Here is a 22,800-nt window from a genome sequence, read left to right as displayed (position 1 = left end):
ACCATTTACCATCTGAAGATTAATCCTCACGATGATGGACACAGCGCCCACCAACCCAGGTGCGAGCAATAACCGTTGAGGATACGCCAAAGAACAGCGTATCGAGCAGATCCTCGTCGCTCCATCCACGCACCTGTGGGTGTTCCAGGTCAATCTCCACAAAATCCGCGAACTGGTCCGGCGCAATCTCGCCCGTTGCGATGCCTAGAGCCTGGGCCCCACCACGCGTGCCAGTGGTCAATAGCAAAGGACCCGGCGCATCTAGTTCGCCCGCGACCAGAATACGCCGACGTTGGTAGCGCATACGCGCACTATATTCAGCCCAGCGCAGTTCCTCAAAGGGGTCCAGGCGCGTATTGCTATCCGCCCCAATCGCCAGAGGAATATTCCGCGCGGCCAGCTCTTGATAGGGAGCGATACCATCTCCGAGGTCACCCTCAGTGGTTGGGCACACGCAAACCGTGCAGCCATACTGGTCCAGAAGAGATAATTCATACTCGTTCGCATGTGTAGCGTGAATGATCGTCGTGCCGGAATATAAGGCATCATAGCGTTCCAGCAGCTCAATGGGTCGACAGCCGTGAACGCTTTGGCACTGCTCAATCTCCGCCATCTGTTCGTCTGCGTGTACATGTAGAGGAAGGCCATGCTCACGGCTATAAGCAGCAAGAGCCCGAAACCAGTCCCCAGGAACTGCACGCACCGAATGAGGCGCAAGCCCTACGGCAAATCCAGCCTGACGTAACGCCTCCACGCGCGCCAGGTATAGCTCCACAGAGCCGTCACAGAAGCGCCGCTGGCCCTCCTCTGCTGGCTGCTGAAAACCGCCTCGCGCATACGCGCTCAGAAGCATGACTACGCGTATACCTGCATCCTGACCAGCCTGCAAGATAGCTTCAGCCATCGCGTTCGGGCGCTCATAGGGAGTACCATCTAGCTGATGATGAACATAGTGGAACTCGCCTACGCTGGTATAGCCAGCGGCAAGCATCTCACGATAGGTGTGGTACGCGCTCTCATAGAGCAATTCTGGCGTCAAGCTTTGGGCCTGCGCATACATCGCGCGTCGCCAGGTCCAGAAGGTATCCTGGCGCGAAAGGGGTCGATGGGTATGTCCACGTAACTCACGCTGAAAGACATGACTGTGCGCATTCACAAAGCCTGGTAAGAGCAAGGTCTTCGGCAGATACTCAATCTGCTCACCCTCCGTAATCTGCTCATGCTGCCTTGCATCACCCATCATCACGATCCGCCCATCATCGCCAATCGCGATGAGCCTGTCTTTCTCCAGCCCTCCTTGGGTATATACATATGCCGGTGCCAGATACTTCACCAGAATCAAACCCTCAACTTTCCGCTAAAATCTTCCATGCTCGGTCCTCTACAACAAGCCGCGCCCACATTTTACCATGCGCAGGTCTGAGTGGTAATTATATAGGTGAAGCACTCCTAAGCATTTCTCCACATTTTCGCCCACCGTTTCTTTGGACACTGGTACATCCAAAGAAACGGTGGGCGAAGGATTATCCTTCTGCCCTCAACTAGAAAGCGAGAGGCAGGGCAGCCAGGCTCCGAGAGTTCAGACTGAAGTGCCAGGTAATGCTCTCTCGCGGGATAGCGAGGCGCAGGTTAGGCATCCGACGAAGGAGGGTAGTAAAGGCAATGTCTCCTTCCAGGCGAGCAAGTGGAGCTCCTAAACATGTATGAATGCCATATCCAAAGGCGATGTGACGATTGAGTGCGCGCGCGATATTTAAATCTTCTGGATCTGGGAACTGGCTCTCATCACGATTCGCCGAAGCAGGCAGCACCAGGAGCACATCTCCCTGCTGGATCTGTTGACCCGCCAGTTCGGTATCTTTCTTCGCGAAGCGTGGTGCCACAATAGTCGCGGGTCCATTATAACGTAGTAGCTCTTCTACCGCTGCTGGAATCAGGCTGTGGTCGGCTTTGAGCTTCTCAAGTTGTTCAGGATAATCCAGGAGCATCAAGGTGCCAGTCGCGATCAAATTGGAGGTAGTCTCATGACCTGCAAAGATGAGCAAAGTAATCATTGAGAAAAGTTCCGCCTCGCTGAGGCGATCTCCCTCTTCTTCAATGGCAATCATCTGGCTAATCAGATCATCCCCTGGCTGTTTACGCTTCTGGGCTACTAGCTGAGCAGTATATTCCCCAAACGCGCGTTGATGCGCCGCCACACCTGGATCGCGCCCTCCCACGCTTTGCCCCTGAGCCAACGCCTGCGACCAGACGCGAATCTGATCGTGATCTGAGCGAGGCACACCCAGCATCTCCGAAATGACGTTGATGGGCAACGGAAAAGCATAGTCGGTGACCAGTTCTATCTGCCCCTGGTCTTGTACCCGATCCAGCAGGGTATCAGCAATCTCCTGGACGCACGGGCGTAAGCTCTCGATATACCGGGGAGTGAAGGCTTTAGACACCAGGGAGCGCAAACGTCGATGGTCAGGATCGTCAACAGAGAGCATAGTTTGAGAGAGCATCATACTCTCCGCCCCGACATAATCCGCCGCAGTCTGATGAGAAGAGTTGGTATCGCCGATGGAACGAGGATCAACCGTAAAACTGGCAAGATCTTTAAGCACCTGGACAGCCTCTTGCATACGCGTCACCAACCAGGCCCGCTGACCAAGTCCTGGCAGGGAAAACGGTAACTGTATAACGGCTCCCATAGACCGCATCTGTGCGAATAGAGGAAAGGGATTAGCAACTAATTCCGGGGCACTGCCACTCAACACGCCCAACATCTGCTGTGATGAAGCGGTCTGATTCGACATATCCATGCTGTTTATCCTTCCATTTATCTCTTCTTTCCTTCGCGTATCCCTCTCTGCGGATATCCTGCCAAAAGGAATCACGCATCAGATAACCTGTTTCTGTTAGCCTTCGAGTTATACAAGTCTTCCAATACCGCAAAGAGCAGTATTTCTGTATCTTGACTCTCTTACCCTCCGATATCTCCCAGGTTCATGAGGAACTTGCTTGGTGGCAATCACCACCTTCCTGGTAAAGAGACATCTGTTATACTATCCATACAGGTGTCTCTTTGCAGTCTAAGCTCCCTGGTGGCAAACCGTCAAGCCACAAGAGCATGAGGATTGTTGACTAAGCAACAGAGGAGAAAGAGATGTTGAGAAACTCATTCCCCAATCCTGAAGATCCACGTGTCAAACGGACCCAGAAACTCCTCTGGGAGACTCTGCGTGCTCTGTTAGAGGTCCGTTCCTTCGAAGAAATCAGCGTCACCGACATTTGTACAGAGGCAACAATCAATCGGACAACCTTTTATAAGCACTTTGAAAGCAAATACGAGCTGTTATCCTATGGGATCAAGTTCGATCAAGAGACAGCACGCAGAAAACACTGTCAAGCCAAAAACGCAGAAGAGCGAGAGCAGGAACTTGTGCAATTATTTGAGCGTATCACCTCGGATTATCATTACTACGAACGCTTGCTAGTGGACAAAGAGAATCAAATGCTTTCTACCCTATTACGGCGCCAGACAGCAGAGGTAATTGAGGCGCAATTGGTGGAATCTCAAAAGAGTGGGCGTCGCTTCACAGTCCCCTTGCCTATCATCGGACAATTTTATGCAGGAGCTAGTTTGGCGTTGGCAACGTGGTGGCTTGAGAATCAACACACTATTTCATCTGAAGAGCTTGCTCACTACTGGCGTTACCTGTGTCAGGGCATGGAGCCGCTGCCGGATGGAGACACGGAAACAGAGCAATCATCACCCTCAACAGAACTGCATATGCGCTAATTCTGAGCGCTATTCAGAGAAGGAATAATCGCGTTAAAGATGAGTCAGGCTTAACGTGACATGCCTGGAGAGAGCAATGGCCCGCGTCTCCAATCAAATGAAACGCGGCCCAGAAGTAAGGATGGACCCGGTAATCTCGCGTCGATGATTGTGCCTGAGAGATAAATGCACGCTGAGCCTTGGCTAAAGCCCCAGCCTTGCTCTCCCCTCGCAGCAGTTCATAATAGAAGAGTTGCATCAGTTCCGCGCTACTCGCATCTTCGACTTTCCAAAAAGTGGGAAGCAGCGTAGCGGCTCCGGCATAGAGGAAACCACGCCCCAGACCAATGACCTCATCAACGCCCCCAATGACAGCGCGCCCTGTCTCGCAAGCACTTAATACGACCAGCGAGCACGACGAAAGGTCCAGATTGAAGGCTTCAATCGTGCTTAGTTGTCGATCAGACAGGTGAATGGAAGAGAAATTTGGCGCGTCCAGGCGAAAGAGGCCATGCGCGGCAATATGCACCAGTGGGCTTCGCGCCCCCTGCTCTCGCAACAAAGAAGTTGTCGCCTGCTCATTTAGCGCTGCCTCCACCCCCAGTTGAGTCGCAACACCTCTAGCCTCCTCAAGAGCATGTGGTAATCGTCCATGTTCAGCGAAACCCAGCACTAGCGCTTGGCGAAGAGCATCCCGGCTAAGTAATGTGCACTTTCCACGTCGCCGACAAACATCCCAGAGCGTTGCCGAAGGAAGATATGAAACCTCCACCTGCTCCACCAGAAAGCGATCACCATCCCACAGAGCATGGAAAGGCAGATAATGAAGAATGCCATATGGCACAATAACCAGTCGGTGACACCCTTGTATGGCTTCTTTTGCTGGACGCAGAAGGATGTCATAGAGGCGCTGTAACAATCCTGTACAGTTCTCTCGTAACTCCGAGCAGACTTGAGCCTGGTCCGGCATTCCTACCGAACGCGCCACCAGATCTAGATTCATTCGCAGCAGAGACATCAAGCGCTCAAGCTGCGGGACAGCCTCTGGAAGTCGCCTCACTACTATTCCACTGCGTGTCATCTGAAACACATAGAGATCCTGGGCAGCGATATAATATTCCAGAATAAGCGTCTTCGAGTCAAGCTTTGGGCCAAGTTGTGTAATCAATGAGTTGGTCCATTGCTTTTGCGGCAAATCCATCACTTCACGCATTGAACGCAGTTGCATCTGTTCCATCAGGTGCTCAATATGGCGTTCACGTTGTAACATTTCCTTACGAGCAAGCACAGGTCCCACAGCTAACCTACGACGTGCGGCAGTATCGCTCAGGTTACCTTCTTGCTCCACACCATACACAATCGAGCTGTACCATGCCTGCTCTTCACGCAGGTGAGAAATGTCTTCAAGTAACTTCTCGCTTACCTTGTCCTCCACACTGACACGAATATCGATGTTGTTACGCAGGTAATCACCCAACGCACGTGACTTGGCCTTTTCGACATAGACGAGCGCGCGCGATACATCTTCACACTGTAATGAGAGCAACATGGCACGCCGATATACCTCACCTTTGTTTTCCAGAAAACTGACACGCTCATCTAACACCAGGCGACTTTGTAATTCATCAATACGCTGAATGGCACGGTCATAATACGTCAAAGCCTCATTGATTGCACCACTGCGCTCGGCCAGATGTCCCAGCAGGTCATAGCAGAGATATTGTAACTCCAAGATCTCCTGTCCCTGTGCAATATCGAGCGCATAGAGACTCAAGCGCTGAGCGACTGAAGGATTCTGCCTCGCCTCAGCGATGCGCGCCTGCAACAGCATGGACCTGGCAAGGTTAGGCAGGTCTTCTTGATCGGCAAAGACGTCGGCAACATACTCAACCTCACGCAGACTCTCTTCGAGCTGTCCATTCGCATAATATAAGTCCGCACGGCGCAAGCGCGCAATCGCGGAGAGGCGCACAAAGCCGCCTTCCACCAACAAGATGCTTGCCTCACGCAGCAACTCATCAGCCTCTTGGTAGCGTTGCATAAGTGATGCCGCATTTGCCTGACGCATGAGTGCATGTGCGAGATTATCGCGCTGGGCCGAGGAAGAGCGAAAGAACTTCACCACTTCAGATGCCAGGTCATACGCCTCACGCGAGCGATTCAGGCGCAACAAGCAGACGCACATCTGATGTGTGGCCTCGGCGCTGGAATCATACATGTGGTACTTCTTGAAGGTCTCACGACACTGATTGTAGAGCAAGAGAGCCTGGCTATAGCGTCCCTGTGCAGAATAAATCTCGGCGATATTCAGATCCTCACGCGCAACGGAGATCTCTTCGTGATCGCCATACTGCTCGAATGTCGCGCGCGCCTGCTTGTGAAGCGCCACAGCCTCGCGGAAACGCCCTTGAGCCGCAAGGGTCAGAGCTTTGTTGCCCCGCGCTCGCGCAATGTGTAGATCGACATTCTCGCTACACATCTGGTAGGTTTCAATGGCCCGATCAAACATACGCAAGGCAGTATCATACTGAGCCAATTCATAGTTAATAATAGCCGCGTTCACATCGATCTGGCCCGCACGCAATAGCTTTCCATGGCGCACAAAGATATCGCGCGCGACCGCTGCATCCCGCAAAGCCTCAGTCATACGATTAAGATGCAGGCAAGCGCTAATACGCCCAATACGGGTACGCGCCCAACTCACCTCATCGCTTATTTCGAGGAACTCCTCACCAGCCGCATCCAGAAAAGGCAATGCCTCCTGATAGCGCTCCATACGACGCAACGCATCGCCACGTGCCATCAATCCGAGCGCATGATACGACTTATTGCGCGCGAGATCGCCTATAAGCATGAGGTAGCCAGAGAGCCTGAACGAAAGATCCACATCACTAAACCAGGAGCGGTCCGCCTCGGACTTCACCTTGTTCATCAATAGCTTGAGATCAGCGGCGGACAAACGAGGGACATACACATGGAGTAGCTTTAGCCCCTGCTCCTCATTCGCTCGTACCAGCGTAGCGGCAAGTTCTAGAGGTGCCATAGCGTTTATTTTCAAGTGCGCACTTCAGTAGCAGAGCCTGCGAAGAAACTCTTCTCAATGCAATGCATGCAGTTATATCCTATGCCTGCTCGTCAGCATCAAGGGTAATGAAAACTTCTTCGATTACCACGCAACGCTCTGAAAAGTGCAATTCTAGAGAATACATCTTGGGTGCGAGATGGGGAAAGATAAAGTTGCCCAACTCATCAATCTGCTGAGTATAAGTATCGCGTTCGTCTCGCGAGAGCAGTACGACCGGTGTTCCCTGTAACGATGAGAGAGATGTCTCTTTACGAGAGACGAAACCCACCAGTTGCGCGGTCCCATTTGTCTCTAGCTGAAGCGAAATGCTCACATCTTCAGCTGTATAGCGCTTCGGCCATAGAGCTGCGGCGCCACGGACTCCATAGAATGAGGGTTGGGGTGGCACCAGTATAGCAGCGACACGGCGTATACCTACGCGAACAGGCTCGAGGAGGCGATCAACGAGTTGCGCGCCCCTCTCCTTAACCACATGACTATTAGCCATCATAGCGGGAACAGCGACAGGTTTAATAAGCAAGTCATCCTGTTCCAAAAATGTAGATAACGCTTGGAACTCGGCGGCACACAGGACACAAGTACCCAGGTGTGTTTGCACCTGCGCCTCTTCCTCAGCATTCAGTAGCCCTAATTTATATTCACCTAGCTCCTGGTTTGAAGGACAATCCCAGCGATAGAGCTTGCTCGTCAACACCTGTTCAAGGCGTTGATAAGCAGCAAAGCGCGCCGTACAGCTCGCGCATTGCTCCATATGCTCCTTCACCACAGGCCGTACCTTCTCTCCTGCAAGGTATGCGATTATTTCTTCATCACGAATCGCACCTGGTTCACAACACTCCATAGGTGCTCCCTCTCCCGAATAATACAGCGCTCGTCCAGCCTGGCTGGTTCATACAACGATGCTTTGTACTCCTCTATTGTATCAATATACCAACCAAACGAACAGGCTTTATTTGGACGATTGTTGGGCCTCAATAAGGTTATGGAGGTCACTTACACATGTCCTTCTAAGTAAACGTGTGTTACCACTTTTTTCGTGGCTATGCCTTATTATCCGTTCTTATTGTTACTACTGAAAGAGTCTGCGCAGCCTTCGATTACGCCTCAGGCGCTCCAGAGTATTCCGTTTGATACGATACACATCATCAACTGTAGGGAAGAGGTGGCGATGGCGCTCACAAATTTCACTCGGCTTCATGCCCTGCACATAAGCGAGATAGAGTAAGATGCGTTCTTCCTCGCCATTCAATTCCTCTTGAATTACCGCCCACAAACGCTCAGCCGAGAGCCGAGCAACAACATCTTCAGCAGGATCATGCGCTGCTGGCTCATGCTCTATATCCTCAAGAGTCTCCTCATATTGCCTTGCCTGGCGTGCGCGTACCTCGTCTGCGACCACACTATGCACACACATTTTAAGGTACTTCAGAACCGAGGCGAGTGAATCGAAATTCTCGATTTTGGCGGGCGTGAGCGCCTGCGAGAACTTGGCAAAGGCACCATTTACTAGAGCGGCTCCTCCTTCCTGGCCTAACAATTGAGTTACGCTCTGGTGCTGTGTAACCCATGTCAGAACAAGGGGCGCGTATTGCTGGTAAATCGACTGCCACGCCGCATCATCACGCCTGATAATTGCGCGCCGAAACAATTCCAGGCAAAAACGGTCATTGGAGGTACTTTGCTTGAGAAATTTCGTTGTTTCCTCCGCACAACAACGCGCCAGTTCCGCTATCGATAGTTGCTCTGGTGGTTGGGTACAATCACCCTGTCCCCTCTTCTCTGATGATTGCTGAGAGAAACGAGAGAGGTTTAGAGACTCCATCGACAATTGCCCCCTACTTCCAATATTTACTAACATACCCCAACACGTATACAACGAACAATGCGCTTCTAATACCGTGAAAGAACAGGCCACTTCAGAATTCACGGTATCAATCACGTCGCGCTTTTCTGTTTATTATCGCATTTTTCTGGTGAAAAATGCTAGCAACTCTTCGAGATGCTCTGCATTTCTAGGCACGCTTCCGGCGTGTTACAATCGCAGGTTATAATTCCGCGCCATAGCTAGTGATGGCCCTAGAGCAGTTTCTTGAGAGTTTCGATACCGATGACAAAATATACACCGCGATACGTTTAATGATTCAAAGAGTCAAGGCAAAGAGCAGAGAAGGGGACCCTGTCTTCGCCTTGAGATAGGAGTTTCGGCACGCGATGTATACATGTTTTTCAATTTATGTCTTTTTATGTTATCCTATATGGTGCTCACAGAAACACTAGAGCCATCAGCCCCCCTTGTAGCTTTATTCCATAAGGCCTTACGCGAAACCTAACGCCGCTCGTCGCGGCTAGCGCACATTCCTTGTGCGAACATCTGAGCACGGAGCGCTAGCTGCCATGAAGGCAGCGCCGTGCCCTCGAATGAGGGTTGATGTTCGTATCAAGAAAAACGCGCTCAGGTTTTCGGAGAAGGCTTAACATGTGCTTACAAGATTAATCGCATCAAATGTTACCAATGGGTGCTCAATATGCCGCCACAACATGGAACATACACAGATAAATTGAATAATGTTATACAAGTCATTCAATTGGGACGCAAGACGGGCCGACTTAGTGTACAACGAGGCGAAGGCGCATCTCTGGAGCAGGGTGAGGTCATATTCTACCGTGGGCAGGTCACTCAGGCCAGTCTAGGGTATTTGAGTGACCAACAAGCATTATTTCAGCTCCAGAGCTGGAGTGGATGTCTTTTTACCTTCATCCCTCAAGGTGGAGAACGTAATACAGGTCCACAACCACCTGTAACGGGCCCCCAGCTGCCAGTAAATCAACATCTCCCAACGACACAATCCCTACCCAACTGGAATAGAGAGCAGGCTCCCATTCCCAACAATCGCTTCACCCCCTATGAACAAGTGATACCACAGCGCTTACGCGAAATGCAGAGTTCACTCTGGCTCTTGGAGCAAGCGGGATTAACTCGCAATCACCGTCGCCTTCTTCTGCTCATTGATGGCCATCGAAATATCGCCGAACTCACGCGCTTAACAGGCCGCTCACCAGAGGAGATACGGTATCTTCTCCTGGATCTTGAAAACATTGGCATTGTTCGGTAGTGTGTAAATATTCGTAATGTTAGGAAACCTTATGCCCAAAGCTGACTCTCAAACAAAGCAACGTCGCCTGATTTCATTACCATTGCGGATCGCATTTGGTCTGGTCTTTGCTACTATCATTCCTCTAGCGGTAACGCTATTTATCACTGAGTGGCAAACCCAACCCATTTTGTCTGATCGCGCAAATGATGCAATGCAAAGCGATGCCAAATCGCGCGTCGAGTTGATAGACACCTACTTAAAAGAGCGTGTCCTTGATGCCCAAACCATCACTCAGGTGGCAACCGTCCAGCAATATCTCGCGACTCCACCCGCTCCGACCGATCCTGCATATCAGGACCAGGTCAAGCATACAGTCGTTGCTCTGGCTGCTGGCATGTACCGGGATAAGAACTACACAACCTGGCAACTCTATGATAGCAAGGGTAAGATCCGTCTGTACTATCCCACAACTACAGCTCCACAACCACATGGAAAAGACCTGGTACCAGGGCACTATCTTGATAATGTGCTAGCTGGTCAAGACTTCATTTCGACAGTGTATTTCTCAAATGACAGTAAAGCGACAGTGGATATCTACGCTCCAGTGAAGGCTTCCACACCAGAAGGTAAGACAACAAATAAGCTCCTGGGCTTTATTCGAGTCACCCTGGGGTTAGATCGCATCTGGGACAGTGTGAAGTCTGATACCCAAAACGGCAAGGGAAGCTATGCCTTTATTCTCAATGAAGATGGGATACGCATCGCCGATACCGACCAGACACGCGTGTTACAGGCCATAGATACATTACCCGCTAATGTGAGACAGGAAATCACGGATGAGAAGCGCTATGGCGATATTGATCCCGTCCCAGTTACTAAAGATCCAACCCTAAGCCAACATCTACGAAACAAGGAAAATACCTACAAGGCCAAACTCGCGGGGCAGTCTGAGGAGTACCAGATCGTACAGAAAAGCACGACAGAAGTTCCCTGGAAATACTTTGTGCTCAGCCCTGTCAGTACCGTCAACGCGGTTGCCAATCAGCAGCTTCAGACCACAATTATTATCGCGTTTGTCATGTCCGGCCTGATGGCGATTATAGGTCTGTTCACTGGTCAGAGTCTGACCAGACCCATTCTGCGCGCCGCGAACTCACTGCGCGACAGTAGCGATGCGCTCAGCAGTCTGGCATCTCGCCAACGCGATGCGGCCACTGAGCAGATGTGGGTGGTAGAATCCTCCCAGATTGGACTCCAATCTGTCCAATACTATACCGAAGCCATCAACACAGCAGCTACACAGCTCGCAAATATGGCAAACAGTTTTACCCACCAGCTCGACCAGCTTGATCAGCAACGGCTACGCCAGGCCATTGAACGCGTGCAAAGCACCTCGAAGTACATAGAGAATGCGGCACAATATCAAAACGACAGCAACAAGAAACTCTCGACCGCGCTCAATGTAACCAATCAAGTTACCGAGCAACTCGCATCTGGCGCGACCTCAGCCACTGAGGCGGCGGCTCAGCTTGAGGAAGTGGTCAAGGAGCTACGCGCAGTTGTAGGCTAATCAAACCCTTTGGCCCACATTCGCTCTCACCAGAGCAAACGAAATGAAAGAGCCAGCATCCTTCCTACCAATGAAAGGGATGCTGGCTCTTTGGCATAATCTTAGCGCCTACTCACCGTAGGGGACCCAGATGTTCTTGACCTGGATGGAGGCACGCAAGAACTCCTCGCCTTCTCCCTGGAGGGGGCTGAGCCAATCACGCTGAGCTCCATAGTTAACCCAGGTTCGCTTCATATTTCCGGCAGAAGCGTGCTCAACCATTCTGGACCCTTCCTCAGAGCCAAAGTACCAGCAAGCTTCAACATCGTCATGCTCAGCAAGCACCTTACTCAAGGCATCGCGCTCGCCTGTCACAATGTTAATCACTCCGGCTGGCACATCAGATGTCTCAAAAATCTGGTAGCAGTCGGTCGCGCTCAAAGGAGCCTTAGGTGAAGGAATCACGACGACAGTATTACCCATCGCGATAGCTGGCGCGACGAGCGAGACAAATCCCAGTAACGGGTATTCATCCGGGCAGGCCATACCAATCACGCCTATCTGCTCATGCATCGCCAGGACGACGCCTCGCATCGGGGGGCGATGAATTGTGCCCTCAAACTTATCAGCCCAGGCGGCATAGCTAAAGAGGCGCGAGAGGGAGGCCTGAACCTCCTTAACCGCTTCTACATGCCCACAACCTGTCTGTTGAGCAATACGCCGGGCGAACTCATCCTCGCGCGCTGCCATATTCTCGGCAATATAATAGAGGATCTGAGCACGATTATGCGTGGTACCACTGGCCCATTTGCTCGCGGCATGGGCGGCTTCAACAGCATTACGAATATCTTTGCGATTCCCTTCGCCAACCTCACCAATCAGGCTACCATTGGCCCCAATGACGCGCAGGCTATACCCCGAATCTGGACGCGCCTGCTTGCCGCCAATAAAAAGTTTGGGCGTGCGATCAATGGCAGGCGGGTTGACCTCAGATAGTGTAGACTCCTCACGCTCCTCAGAGGCGACCTGGGGTTGTCTGGCCTTCGACACGCTCTTGCTTCCACTCCAGGCAGGGCGAATGTACTCGTACAAGCCTTCTTTGCCGCCCTCACGCCCAAATCCGCTCTCGCGATAGCCACCAAAGCCGCTGGAGGCATCAAAGACATTCGTGCAATTGATCCAGACACTTCCCGCCTTCACTTTGGGTGCAATATCGAGCGCCAGGTTGATATTCTCACTCCAGATGCTCGCGGCCAGGCCATAGCGGGTATTGTTCGCCAGTTCGACAGCTTCGGCAGGTGTGCGGAAGGTCATAGCAACCAGAACCGGACCAAAGATCTCAATCTGAGCGATAGTAGAGGCGGGGGTAACATTGGTAAAAAGCGTCGGCGGAAAGAACGAGCCTTCGGTTGGGCAGGCCCAGGACGGCTGCCACTTCTCGGCCCCTTCCGCTTCTCCTTGCGCGACCAGGCGCGTAATCTCTTGCAACTGCGCGGGAGAGACGATGGCGCCAATGTCGATAGCCTTGTCCAGTGGATCACCCAGGCGTAGTTTCTCCATACGCGCGCGAAGCTTGCTAAAGAGGCGCTCAGCGATGTTCTCCTGCACAAGCAAACGCGAGCCGGCACAGCAGACCTGTCCCTGGTTGAACCAGATGGCATCTACGACACCTTCGACAACACTATCCAGGTCAGCATCATCGAATACTATGAAAGGCGACTTGCCCCCCAGTTCGAGCGAGAGCTTCTTGCCTGAGCCTGCTGTCGCGCGGCGAATGCTACGCCCAACATCTGTCGAGCCAGTAAAGGCAATCTTGTTCACATCCGGGTGCTTAACTAGCGCGTCACCAACTTGCGAGGCTTCGCCAGTTACAATGTTGATAACACCAGCAGGTAGCCCGGCTTCCTGTATGATCTCAGCGAATTTGAGCGCGGTTAGCGGTGTGTAGCGTGCAGGCTTGAGCACAACCGTATTGCCCATGGCAATAGCTGGAGCAATCTTCCAGGCCAGCATCAGCAAGGGGAAGTTCCAAGGGATAATCTGCCCGACGACACCAAGCGGCTCGTAACCAGACAATTCACGTCCCATCAATTGCGCCCAGCCAGCATGATAATAGAAATGACGAGCGACCAGGGGAATATCAATATCGCGCGTCTCCCGGATGGATTTGCCGTTATCTAGCGACTCCAGAACAGAGAGAAAGCGAGCATGTTTCTGGATGGTGCGCGCCAGAGCGTAGAGATAGCGAGCGCGCACATGGTCCGGCGTCTTACTCCATGTCTTGAAGGCTTTACGCGCCGCGCTCACGGCAGCGTCAACATCATCACTATTGGCCGAAGCAACCTGCACCAGGGCCTTGTTAGTCGCGGGATTGGTGCTCTCCATATACTTTCCGCTCGCTGGCTCTACCCATCGGTTCCCGATAAATAAGCGGAATTGCTGATGCTCCTGCAGCCAGGATTGCACCGTGGAAGCCGCCTCCGGGGCCGGACCATACTCCATTGTCTCAAATATATCCATGACATTCATTGTTCTCTATACTCCTGAAGGTCAGACCAGCGGGTTATGATGTGCCGCCGCATAGTGTCCACTGACAAAGTGCTCTACCTGGCGCTCAATATCCGAGAGTAGGCCACTGGCTCCAATACGGAACAGTACGTTATTGAGCCAGTCATTACCAAGTTCTTCTTTCATCAGAATCAACCAGTCAAGTGAAGCTTTCGCGCTACGAATACCACCTGCTGGTTTGAAGCCAACCTTATAACCAGTTTGTTCATAGTAATCACGGATGGCACGAGTCATCACCAGACCCACGGGAAGGATCGCATTCACAGATTCCTTACCAGTCGAGGTCTTGATAAAGTCGGCACCCGCCATCATGCATATCAGGCTCGCCATGGAGACGTTGCGCAATGTCGCCAGTTCATGGGTCGCTAGAATGGTCTTGAGATGCGCCTCGCCACACGCCTCACGAAAGGCTTTCACCTCATCATAAAGAGCCTGCCAGTTCCCCGTCAGCACATGGGCGCGTGAGATAACAATATCGATCTCGCGAGCACCAGCCTTAACCGAAGCTTCTATCTCACGTAGTTTGAGGTCAAAGGGCGTCTGACCTGCGGGAAAGCCTGTCGAGACAGCGGCAACGGGAATGCTCGTTCCCTGGAGGGCCTCGACTGCCACTGGCACCAGGTTATGATAGACGCAGACCGCGCCTGTCTGAATGTGCTCAACACCGAGCGCATCTAATAACTCTTGCCGCACTGGCTGTCGGGCCTTGGCACAGAGTCGTATGACGTTGCCAGGAGTGTCATCCCCGCCAGGGTGGTCAAGTCGATGCAGGTGATCGCACGCAAGAGCCAGGCAACCTGCCATTCTTTCTTCACCGTCCGCCTGGTAGTCAGAGTGGTGGCACGGCGCTCGACAGCGCTACGATTAACGTGTACGCGGTGTATCCAGTCCAGATCAAGGGGCATTCCTGGGTTACGCGCCAGGGCGCTATGGGCCTCTTGTGACTGGTCCTTACTGTGTTGTAATTTGGGTTCTGTTGTTGTCATATCTCTCGTCCTCGCACTATGCTAGTGGCAAAAGTTAGCGTCCACAGGGCATTCTACCTCACAGCACCATAAAAGTCACACCCTCTTTCTCTAAGAAAGATCTATAAACGGGGTATAGAAATCGCTGATATTGACTATCAATATACTCTACGCCCGTCACGCTATTAGCGCGTGTCTATTTGACGCAGCTCGTACACTGAATAGTGGTAGGAAAGAGTATCCAGTATGACAAGTTAAGATAGCATCTTCTAGCTGCTTGTTGGGTTAGGTAAGAAATAGTACCGGATGAGGGGAGGAGAGTTGTGGAACATCAAGAACTGACCTGCCTGGTAACGATTCACGGTATCGGTTTTCAGCAACCACCAATAGGGCGTATTTCTGGATATGCCGATAGGCTGCACGCCCATCTGAATAAACACCTCAATGATTCGCAATTGAGCTCTGATCCCTTACGCGACTATTGCACGCGCGCGGGGGGCGATGGCCCTATCTATGTACAAAGTTGCTGGCCCTCAGGCACGCGGCACCGCGAGGCAGGACTGGCACGCCTTGGAGTTTGGTCGCAAGGCAGTCACAGCCAAATCGATACCACAAACGCACCTCTGACAAATGGGAAGGGGTGCGTTTCCCATGTAGCGCTAGTCTATTCGGATATAGAGGAAAATGTAGGAAGAGTGCTTCCCACACTCAACGCAAGCCTGATGACTCTCTGCTCGTTTCCGAGTTATATCTCGCCGCTCAGACTGGGACTCTTCTTCAAGAAAACGGTGCCCCCCTATTCTCAAGACATCACACAGGCAACCAGCCTCATGGACCTTCATTCTTACCACGCCGTGACCTCAAACATCAGAACAGTCCTTTCTTTATCCTGCAACAGTTGCAAACTGATGTCGCGGCATATGTGAGTCATAATGAGCAGCGCGAACGAATCCGTAGCTTTGTCCTTGATGCGCTTCTACGCCTGGCAAGCCGCACAGATGTTGGGCGTATTATCATCAACGCGCATAGCAATGGGACTGTCATCGCGTACGATGTGCTTCGCCAGCTCCCACTGTATGCGCGTCAGAAAGTAGCAGCATTCGTGACCGCAGGTAGCCCCTTGCGTAAGTATGTAACCCTCTTTCGCTGGGGACGAGATATCGAGAGCGATTTCGCGCTGACCACCTGGCTCAACTTCTGGGATGAACATGATCCAATCGCCGACCCCCTGGAACCACCTCTGTCATGGCGCAGAGAGACAACCATCCCTCCGAAAGGCCCTCAACTCTTCCAGCGGGTTGATCCCTATACCGGAGAACAATTCGACGTGGAGGTTGAAGATATACAGGTCGATAACCTGCGCTATAGTCAACGCGGAGGACTACAAGCCCACAACTACTGGGATAACGAGCGTCAGTTTGTTCTCCCGCTGGTCAAGCTACTTCTCCCACCCATTCCCTAACGCCAGATAGGACAGTGAGACTGCCCCATGCACAGATTGGATGTCACCTAGCGCCACGCGTCAATCAAGGAGGCCCAGGTGGGCATCTGTGTGTTGAACGCGTGTAAGAGTTTCAGGGTTGAACCCACCTCTCGCTCACCTAGCAAGCGCGCATCTTCGCTCTCTACTGACTCACCCAGCGAGCGCCGCATATTGAAGAGGAGCCACCCAAGCCAGGTTCCAAGAAAACCATGCAAGGCGATCTCACTGTCCTCATGAAGAACTCCTCCTGTCCGGTGATACCCTTCCAGGACCGCGTCAAAGCTCTCCTTGCGCACTTCGCCCGCGACAAGCCCACTCCAACAGAGAGCCACACCCACCAGTTCTAATGTTGGATTGATAGATCCGGCAGCCTCCCAATCAAGTAGGAACGGAGTCCCAGACACATGCCAGAGGACGTTCTTCTGGTCCAGATCACGATGGCTGACGACCTGCCGCTGTAGCAGTGTAGGGCCAGCTTCTTCATACAAGTGGCTCCACGCAATCAAGCGTGGCATGGCAGCACGCGCGGAATAAGCCCAGCTGAGGTCCCGCGAGGCAGCATGGAAAGTGAGCTTATCCCAGGTATCATCCGAGAAATGTTCCCACTCCTCTTCTTGATCTTCCGGCAAACGTAGCGCGGCGGCATGCATACTTGCAAGAATAGCACCTATCTGGCGAGCCTGTTCTGGTTCAGCGCTGTTAGTAGAGAGCATCCTTCCCTCGCGCCAGGGATAGATGAGAAAAGAACCATCATCATCCTGGTACAAGGGATCACCAGCGCGCTCAAGAGCGGCTATCGCTGGGATATCACGACGACGCATCTCGCTAGCAATCCGCTCAGAGGCGCGATAGGCATGCTCTATGCCAGGCTTGAGCATGATGGCAGGATTGAGTTGCTTAACCGCGTAGCGGCCCTGAGTCGTTTCGAGCTGCCACATCTTATGCAGCAAGCCTCCTTTCACCGCTCTCGGTGGCACGAGACTATCGCCAAGATGATAGGCATTACAGAGTTTCTGAGCTAGATCGCTATGCATACAATTCTTTTCTAGGCTGGGAAGAGCGCTTTCTGCTGTTGGTGGAAAGGAGCAAGCGCGTTATTCGCCTGCGCGATGGTCTGAAGGCGCTCAACCAACTCGGCAAACTGCTCACCGGGGATACTTAGCACCACTTCACCCGGCGTCATTTCTGTATAGGTGCGCGCACCAACGCAACCAAAGCTCAGCGAAGTCTCGCCAGTCTTTAAGGTGCGAGGGATGACGCCACAGGTAGGACGCCCGAAAGCACTTTGCCCACCCTGGAGCCAATTCACCTGTCCCAGCGCTTCAGCAATAAGCATGGACTGTTGCGTATCCATCATACAGAGCACCACATCCGGCTCCAGGGGCAAGAGATCCAGGCGACCATACACAATAAACTGATGTGGCTTCTGGACAGTTGGCAACGCGCTCACCTCGGCGGGCGAGAAATACTGCACATTCGCCATGGTCTCTACTAAAGCATTCGCACGCTCCACATCCGAGGCTGGCATTGTAAAGCCCATAGTCATCATACCGATGGGGCATTCCTTGTGATCTTCGGTATTCGCGTAAAAAACGCCCTGCTCCCCAAGACGCCAGAAAGTGCAGGCGGAGGGCACCCTCTTACCAATATGCTCAACCTGCTCTGGCACCTGCTCAAGGAAGGCCAGCCCTACGGGCTCATGTTGTAGCTGTAGATATGCTTTAAATTGCTGTACCAGTTCGCTGTTCAAGATCTCATCAATCCTTTCACATTCAAGCACGACCATCAACAACTATCGGGAATGGGCCAGGAGAAGCTACGCATCTAGCAATTGATGCGTTAACTGCCTGACCCTCAATCAGTGTACCACAATCAGGGCAGGCCCATCCTTCAGTGACGCATATCCATATACCAACCATTTAGTCCAGCGTGCATGAGCCTTGAGATCAATGAACGCGGTACTTTGCCGCAAGTACCTTTACCCAATTGCGCTGTTTCTCGCTTGGCGCGAAATTATTCTTCTTCAGGCGCTTAGTCATATCATCAATAAAGCGGCGCTCTTGCTCGCTGATACGACCGCCGCGCTCCTGCGTATCGAAGAAGGCTTTGACCATTTGCACCTGACGTCGCCACTGTGCCAGCTCGCTCGCCGAGAGACCGGTCTTTGCCTCCGCCGTCTGTGAGGACTGCCAACGCTCATACGCGGCGCGATCACCATCAAAGACCCCCAACCCGGCCAACTCGTCCGCACGCTCATTATGCTTATGCCCTGCATGACCACGCACCCATTCGAATGTGGGTCGCTGCTTGCGATAGCTAAGAAGCTGGCGATATATTTCCCACAGATCGGGATTCGCCTTCATCTGGAAAATACCTTGCGCGACCTTGATGGTGTACTCACTATCGCTATAAATGGTTAAAGGTAGCGTAGGAGGAGCAATAGAGAGCACTGCCAGCACTGCCGAAATCTCCGCGCGGTTGTTAGTCGTCGTCGCAGCTCTGGGGATATGCCCATAGCACTCCAGACATGCCGCGCCCTCTCGAACAATACCGTTCTGACTATCAACCGCCGCCCAGAGCAACGCGCTCCACCCGGCAGGCCCACCAGGATTTTTGATACATGCACCATCGGTAAAAGCAACGACGCCCTGTGCGTCCAGGCTCGGAAGCGCCTTACGCGCATCAGCCTGTACGCTTGCTCTCAAGACTGAATCCCATTCCAATGATTGATTACTAATACTCACAGCTCGCACTCGACTTTCCACAAAACTATTTTTAAGATTTTAAACGAAAACCAGCCCTGCTGTCGCGGCTAGCACTGACGTGTTCAAATTTTCGTATCATCAAGGAACAACTCTATAACGTTTCAGGCCTTTCTGTGGAGCATTCAGGGGACCTAATAATTTCATACCTTGATTAGAGCCAAAAGCGGAAGATAATTGCGATTAATTTCACGATTCCAAATTCAATACAGCACAGAGCGACCTCCTGTCCAGACTGGACAGGAGGTCGCTCTGTGCTGTATATGCAATGGGGTTGGCTAGACGAGCGCTTTTACCGCCAGTACAATGTGGTGCGCACTAATACCAGCTTCTTCTAACAGTTCAGCAGGGGTACCAGAACCGGGCATGTTCTGTACTGCCAACTTCACGATTTGCGGCATAGGGCCATCACGCTGCGTGAAAGCTTCAGTAACGGCGTCACCCAGGCCACCTTCAGGCCAGTGATCCTCAACAGTAATGACCTTATTACCAGCCTCTACGGCAGCCGCCAGCAACGTCTCCTCATCAATTGGCTTAACTGAGTAAGCATCGATGACGCGAATCAGGATATTCTCGCCCTTCAGTTGCTCATAAGCCTGAAGCGTCTCATGCAAAGTGATACCAGCCGCGACAACGGTAGCTTTGTCCTGTGGAGACTGCTTCACAACTTTGCTGCCTCCAACCATAAACTTCTCGTCGGGTCCATAGATGACAGAAGTCTTCTCGCGCGTAGTGCGCATATAGACAATACCGTCATGCTTCGCCATCTCTTCTACCAGTTGCGCGGCCTGATTCGCATCACTGGGATACAGGACGGTGCTGCCGTATACAGCACGCATCATCGCCAGATCCTCAAGCGCCATCTGCGATGGTCCATCTTCACCGATAGAGACTCCAGCGTGGGAGCCACAAAGGCGAATATTAGCACGTGAGATCGCCCCCATGCGGATAAAGTCATAGGCCCGCGCGAAGAAGGCCGCGAAGGTCGAGGCGAAAGGGATATAATGCCTGACCTGCATGCCAATAGCGGTCGCGACCAGTTGCTGCTCGGCGATATACTGCTCAAAGAAGCGCTCAGGGAAGGCTTTCGCGAACTCCTGCGCAAAGGTTGAGTTACTGACCTCTCCATCCATGGCTACAACACGGGCATTGGCCTCACCCAGCGCCTTAAGCGCGTCGCCATAAGCTTTGCGTGTGGCCTCGGAGGATTTTAACTCGTAACGTGGTAATTCGACAGCCTTAGCTGGGGGAAGGCTAGCAGGTTGAAGATCCTCTGGCTTCTGTACGGGGAAGTTCATGCTGCGAGCAGGCTTATGCAATTCTTGCAAAGCCTGGTCCTCTTTATCCTTCGGTACAGGCTTGCCATGCCAGCCCTCTTTATCTTCCAGGAAGGAGACACCCTTGCCCTTCTTGGTTTTGGCAATGATCAGCGCAGGTGAATCGTGTTCTTTGAGCGCCTCACTATAAGCCTGGTTGATCTCGTCGTAGTTGTGGCCGTCAATCTCAAAGGCACGCCAACCAAAGGCTCTCGCACGGGCCGCGTAAGCCGCTGTATTCCAGCCCAGTTCCGTTTGGCCGCGCTGGCCCAGACGATTACAATCCAGAATACCGATCAGGTTTCCCAGTTTATAAAAACCAGCCTTGTCGCAGGCCTCCCAGATAGAACCTTCAGCCATTTCGCTATCACCGAGCACAACCCAGACGCGATAGGGCAGCTTATCCAGGTACTTACCCGCCATCGCTACTCCAGCCCCAATCGGAAGTCCTTGTCCAAGCGAACCAGTCGCGACATCTACCCAGGGGAGGACAGGTGTCGGATGGCCCTCCAGGCGACTTCCGAATTTGCGCAAGGTCATGAGTTCGGCATCATCAATGGCACCAGCGGCCTTGTACATAGAATAGAGCAGAGGGCAGGCATGCCCTTTCGAGAAGATCAGATGATCGTTGTTGGGATGTTTCGGATTCTCAAAATCATACCGCAAATAGCTAATCATCAAGACCGACATCAAATCAGCTGCTGACATAGAAGAAGTGGGGTGTCCTGAGCCAGCAGCAGTCGTGCAACGAATGCTATCAACGCGTAACTGCTGCGCGAGGTTTGTCCACTGTTGAACCTGTGGTTGCGTTTGCGTCGTTGTCATACAAACTCCTCGTCATAGTAATACGAAACTACTTCCAAACTCCTGACGCGACCGGCTCCCTGTGCATTGTAGGAGATGAAGTTCCAGGATGGCAAGCTGATGCTTATATAAGCAGCAATTTCTTTCTGTATCTAGCATACCAACTGGATAAATGTTCTACTGGAGCCGTCTCCCCCTCACATCTCATTATTTAGCCTGTAAAAAGACACAGAATGATCTGACAGAGGGCTTTCTAGTTAGCACGCTTGGAAGCGGTCTCAAAGTGACAACGAGTACGCTCAATTCCACATGTTCGCGTTCAATGACGAACTCTTTATCCGAAAACCTAAGCGCGTTTTTCGCGATAGTTGATTTTCGGATAAGATCTAAGAGATCACAGTTCCAGTAAAGGGTTCGCCATTTAAGGCCTTCTCGACATTAGACAGGTTGTTTGCCTTCAGATACATGACACGCAAACTCAGTTCAGAAGCCAGTTTGGAGGCAATAGGATCAAAGGGGGCGCTGGCACCCGGCACCCAGGTATCGCCAACCATCGCGCGGTAGTCTCGCCAGGAGATCTGAGTAATGGGTTTGGCGTCGGGGTTAGACCGGGGATCGCTATCGTAGATGTAGTCAGTGTTGCTCAACTTCAAAATGGAGGCAATGTTGTAATCCTGGGCAAGCACAGCGGCGACATAATCAGTTGACCAACCCGGTTTCCAACCTGCCGCGATCACGACGGGCTTATCAGGCTTATGGATCAGGCTATAATCTTTGATAATGGCAGGATGCGCTAGATCCTTGAAGACGGTGCGGAAAAGTTGGGCATTGAGACGCGTAGCATGAACGCCGAGCCAGTCCAGGTCTTCATCATCCAGGGCTTGCCCGGTAATGATCGCACCCGCGTCCCGGTAATTGCGCGCCAACTTGCCTCCGCCTACGAAAATGAAGAAGCGGCGCTGGTAGTCTTGCACCTGCCTGCGTATAAATAGATTAAACTCCTTCAAAAAGTCTACATTCACGCCACCATTGGGTACGATCATTGACCCACCTAGTTTAATAACATGCGCCTCTTTATATGCCGATCCCATGAATGCTCCCTCAGTAGATGTATATAAATGTCGAGTTTTGCGTTTTTTACTGCGTTCTCAGGGCCGTACGCCGCCGTGATTATACCACAAAACACTATGCCAACAGGCATAGCTCTTAGGCAGAGACTAATCTACTATCCTACACAGCACAGGCACAGGACTATTGAATAGACACACTACGCAGATCAAAGTCCGAATCGGGAGAAGGGAGACCATACATATAGGTATGCAACTCAAGGTCGTCAAATGCACAGGATAGTGCCGCTCAGCCATCACAATGCGTAAAGGCATATCGCGGCAAGCATATATATGGCTGAGC

16 protein-coding genes and 1 pseudogene are annotated in these 22,800 nt (G+C 52.2%); 5 read left to right on the top strand and 12 right to left on the bottom strand.

The genetic code is table 11. The features are described 5' to 3' along the window. Positions 1-19: 19 nt before the first annotated feature. Together K3T82_RS18910 and K3T82_RS18905 are read right to left on the bottom strand one after the other, a co-directional pair. Entirely contained in the window at positions 20-1,333 is a 1,314-nt protein-coding gene (locus K3T82_RS18910; protein ID WP_220194993.1) for a formimidoylglutamate deiminase, read from the bottom strand. Positions 1,334-1,541: 208 nt separating this feature from the next. Then, complete coding sequence (locus K3T82_RS18905) at positions 1,542-2,804, bottom strand: cytochrome P450 family protein (protein ID WP_220194992.1); 1,263 nt, start codon at positions 2,802-2,804, stop codon at positions 1,542-1,544. A 344-nt stretch (positions 2,805-3,148) separates the two neighbouring features. On the opposite strand from K3T82_RS18905, the gene K3T82_RS18900 reads away from it, so the two are divergent. Then, positions 3,149-3,784, top strand: a complete 636-nt coding sequence (locus K3T82_RS18900; RefSeq protein WP_220194991.1) for a TetR/AcrR family transcriptional regulator — start codon at positions 3,149-3,151, stop codon at positions 3,782-3,784. A gap of 13 nt (positions 3,785-3,797) precedes the next feature. Here the strand turns inward: K3T82_RS18900 and K3T82_RS18895 are convergent, their stop codons facing one another. The 3 genes from K3T82_RS18895 to K3T82_RS18885 form a co-directional block, all read right to left on the bottom strand. Then, a complete protein-coding gene (locus K3T82_RS18895; protein ID WP_220194990.1) occupies positions 3,798-6,806 on the bottom strand; it encodes a CHAT domain-containing protein in 3,009 nt (1,002 codons plus the stop codon). Positions 6,807-6,885: 79 nt separating this feature from the next. Beyond that, positions 6,886-7,689, bottom strand: a complete 804-nt coding sequence (locus K3T82_RS18890; protein ID WP_220194989.1) for a hypothetical protein — start codon at positions 7,687-7,689, stop codon at positions 6,886-6,888. A gap of 228 nt (positions 7,690-7,917) precedes the next feature. Continuing rightward, entirely contained in the window at positions 7,918-8,670 is a 753-nt protein-coding gene (locus K3T82_RS18885) for an RNA polymerase sigma factor (RefSeq protein ID WP_220194988.1), read from the bottom strand. 703 nt (positions 8,671-9,373) lie between these two features. Here K3T82_RS18885 and K3T82_RS18880 point away from each other — a divergent pair. Beyond that, positions 9,374-9,961 (top strand): DUF4388 domain-containing protein, encoded by a 588-nt coding sequence (locus K3T82_RS18880; protein WP_220194987.1) that lies wholly within the window; start codon positions 9,374-9,376, stop codon positions 9,959-9,961. A gap of 31 nt (positions 9,962-9,992) precedes the next feature. Next, positions 9,993-11,513, top strand: a complete 1,521-nt coding sequence (locus K3T82_RS18875; RefSeq protein ID WP_220194986.1) for a cache domain-containing protein — start codon at positions 9,993-9,995, stop codon at positions 11,511-11,513. A 108-nt stretch (positions 11,514-11,621) separates the two neighbouring features. Here K3T82_RS18875 and K3T82_RS18870 read toward each other — a convergent pair whose 3' ends face one another. Together K3T82_RS18870 and deoC are read right to left on the bottom strand one after the other, a co-directional pair. Then, the gene (locus K3T82_RS18870) at positions 11,622-14,021 is read right to left on the bottom strand and encodes an aldehyde dehydrogenase family protein (RefSeq protein WP_220194985.1); all 2,400 of its coding nucleotides are present in this window, start codon (positions 14,019-14,021) and stop codon (positions 11,622-11,624) included. Between the two features lie 21 nt (positions 14,022-14,042). Then, positions 14,043-14,965, bottom strand: a pseudogene (gene deoC, locus K3T82_RS18865) (deoxyribose-phosphate aldolase). Positions 14,966-15,348: 383 nt separating this feature from the next. On the opposite strand from deoC, the gene K3T82_RS18855 reads away from it, so the two are divergent. Together K3T82_RS18855 and K3T82_RS18850 are read left to right on the top strand one after the other, a co-directional pair. Then, positions 15,349-15,951: a hypothetical protein gene (locus K3T82_RS18855; RefSeq protein ID WP_220194982.1), complete on the top strand. Its 603-nt coding sequence runs from the start codon at positions 15,349-15,351 to the stop codon at positions 15,949-15,951. Next, positions 15,948-16,487: a hypothetical protein gene (locus K3T82_RS18850; protein ID WP_220194981.1), complete on the top strand. Its 540-nt coding sequence runs from the start codon at positions 15,948-15,950 to the stop codon at positions 16,485-16,487. Before K3T82_RS18855 ends, K3T82_RS18850 begins: the two co-directional genes overlap by 4 nt. A gap of 47 nt (positions 16,488-16,534) precedes the next feature. Here K3T82_RS18850 and K3T82_RS18845 read toward each other — a convergent pair whose 3' ends face one another. The 5 genes from K3T82_RS18845 to pyrH all read right to left on the bottom strand — a co-directional run bounded on the left by K3T82_RS18845 (position 16,535) and on the right by pyrH (position 22,481). Continuing rightward, a complete protein-coding gene (locus tag K3T82_RS18845) occupies positions 16,535-17,542 on the bottom strand; it encodes a phosphotransferase enzyme family protein (RefSeq protein ID WP_220194980.1) in 1,008 nt (335 codons plus the stop codon). An 11-nt stretch (positions 17,543-17,553) separates the two neighbouring features. Next, positions 17,554-18,258 carry a DUF169 domain-containing protein gene (locus tag K3T82_RS18840; RefSeq protein WP_220194979.1) on the bottom strand — a complete coding sequence of 235 codons (705 nt, stop codon included), beginning with the start codon at positions 18,256-18,258 and terminating at the stop codon, positions 17,554-17,556. A 196-nt stretch (positions 18,259-18,454) separates the two neighbouring features. Further along, the gene (locus tag K3T82_RS18835) at positions 18,455-19,213 is read right to left on the bottom strand and encodes a ribonuclease H family protein (protein ID WP_220194978.1); all 759 of its coding nucleotides are present in this window, start codon (positions 19,211-19,213) and stop codon (positions 18,455-18,457) included. A 335-nt stretch (positions 19,214-19,548) separates the two neighbouring features. Continuing rightward, positions 19,549-21,411 carry a transketolase gene (locus tag K3T82_RS18830; RefSeq protein WP_220194977.1) on the bottom strand — a complete coding sequence of 621 codons (1,863 nt, stop codon included), beginning with the start codon at positions 21,409-21,411 and terminating at the stop codon, positions 19,549-19,551. 365 nt (positions 21,412-21,776) lie between these two features. Continuing rightward, a complete protein-coding gene (gene pyrH, locus K3T82_RS18825; RefSeq protein WP_220194976.1) occupies positions 21,777-22,481 on the bottom strand; it encodes a UMP kinase in 705 nt (234 codons plus the stop codon). Between the last annotated feature and the right edge of the window lie 319 nt (positions 22,482-22,800).

Origin of the sequence: Ktedonospora formicarum (assembly GCF_016587355.1) — a bacterium.
GTDB lineage: Bacteria > Chloroflexota > Ktedonobacteria > Ktedonobacterales > Ktedonobacteraceae > Ktedonobacter > Ktedonobacter formicarum.
This window is presented reverse-complemented; position numbering and strand designations above follow the sequence as displayed.

What these genes read in the sequence shown, in the direction of transcription:
- K3T82_RS18870 (WP_220194985.1), bottom strand. Translation starts at nt 14,021, where the DNA reads ATGAATGTCATGGATATATTTGAGACAATGGAGTATGGTCCGGCCCCG.
- K3T82_RS18880 (WP_220194987.1), top strand. Translation starts at nt 9,374, where the DNA reads ATGCCGCCACAACATGGAACATACACAGATAAATTGAATAATGTTATA.
- K3T82_RS18875 (WP_220194986.1), top strand. Translation starts at nt 9,993, where the DNA reads ATGCCCAAAGCTGACTCTCAAACAAAGCAACGTCGCCTGATTTCATTA.
- K3T82_RS18830 (WP_220194977.1), bottom strand. Translation starts at nt 21,411, where the DNA reads ATGACAACGACGCAAACGCAACCACAGGTTCAACAGTGGACAAACCTC.
- K3T82_RS18845 (WP_220194980.1), bottom strand. Translation starts at nt 17,542, where the DNA reads ATGCATAGCGATCTAGCTCAGAAACTCTGTAATGCCTATCATCTTGGC.
- K3T82_RS18905 (WP_220194992.1), bottom strand. Translation starts at nt 2,804, where the DNA reads ATGGATATGTCGAATCAGACCGCTTCATCACAGCAGATGTTGGGCGTG.
- pyrH (WP_220194976.1), bottom strand. Translation starts at nt 22,481, where the DNA reads ATGGGATCGGCATATAAAGAGGCGCATGTTATTAAACTAGGTGGGTCA.
- K3T82_RS18890 (WP_220194989.1), bottom strand. Translation starts at nt 7,689, where the DNA reads ATGGAGTGTTGTGAACCAGGTGCGATTCGTGATGAAGAAATAATCGCA.
- K3T82_RS18895 (WP_220194990.1), bottom strand. Translation starts at nt 6,806, where the DNA reads ATGGCACCTCTAGAACTTGCCGCTACGCTGGTACGAGCGAATGAGGAG.
- K3T82_RS18885 (WP_220194988.1), bottom strand. Translation starts at nt 8,670, where the DNA reads ATGGAGTCTCTAAACCTCTCTCGTTTCTCTCAGCAATCATCAGAGAAG.
- K3T82_RS18900 (WP_220194991.1), top strand. Translation starts at nt 3,149, where the DNA reads ATGTTGAGAAACTCATTCCCCAATCCTGAAGATCCACGTGTCAAACGG.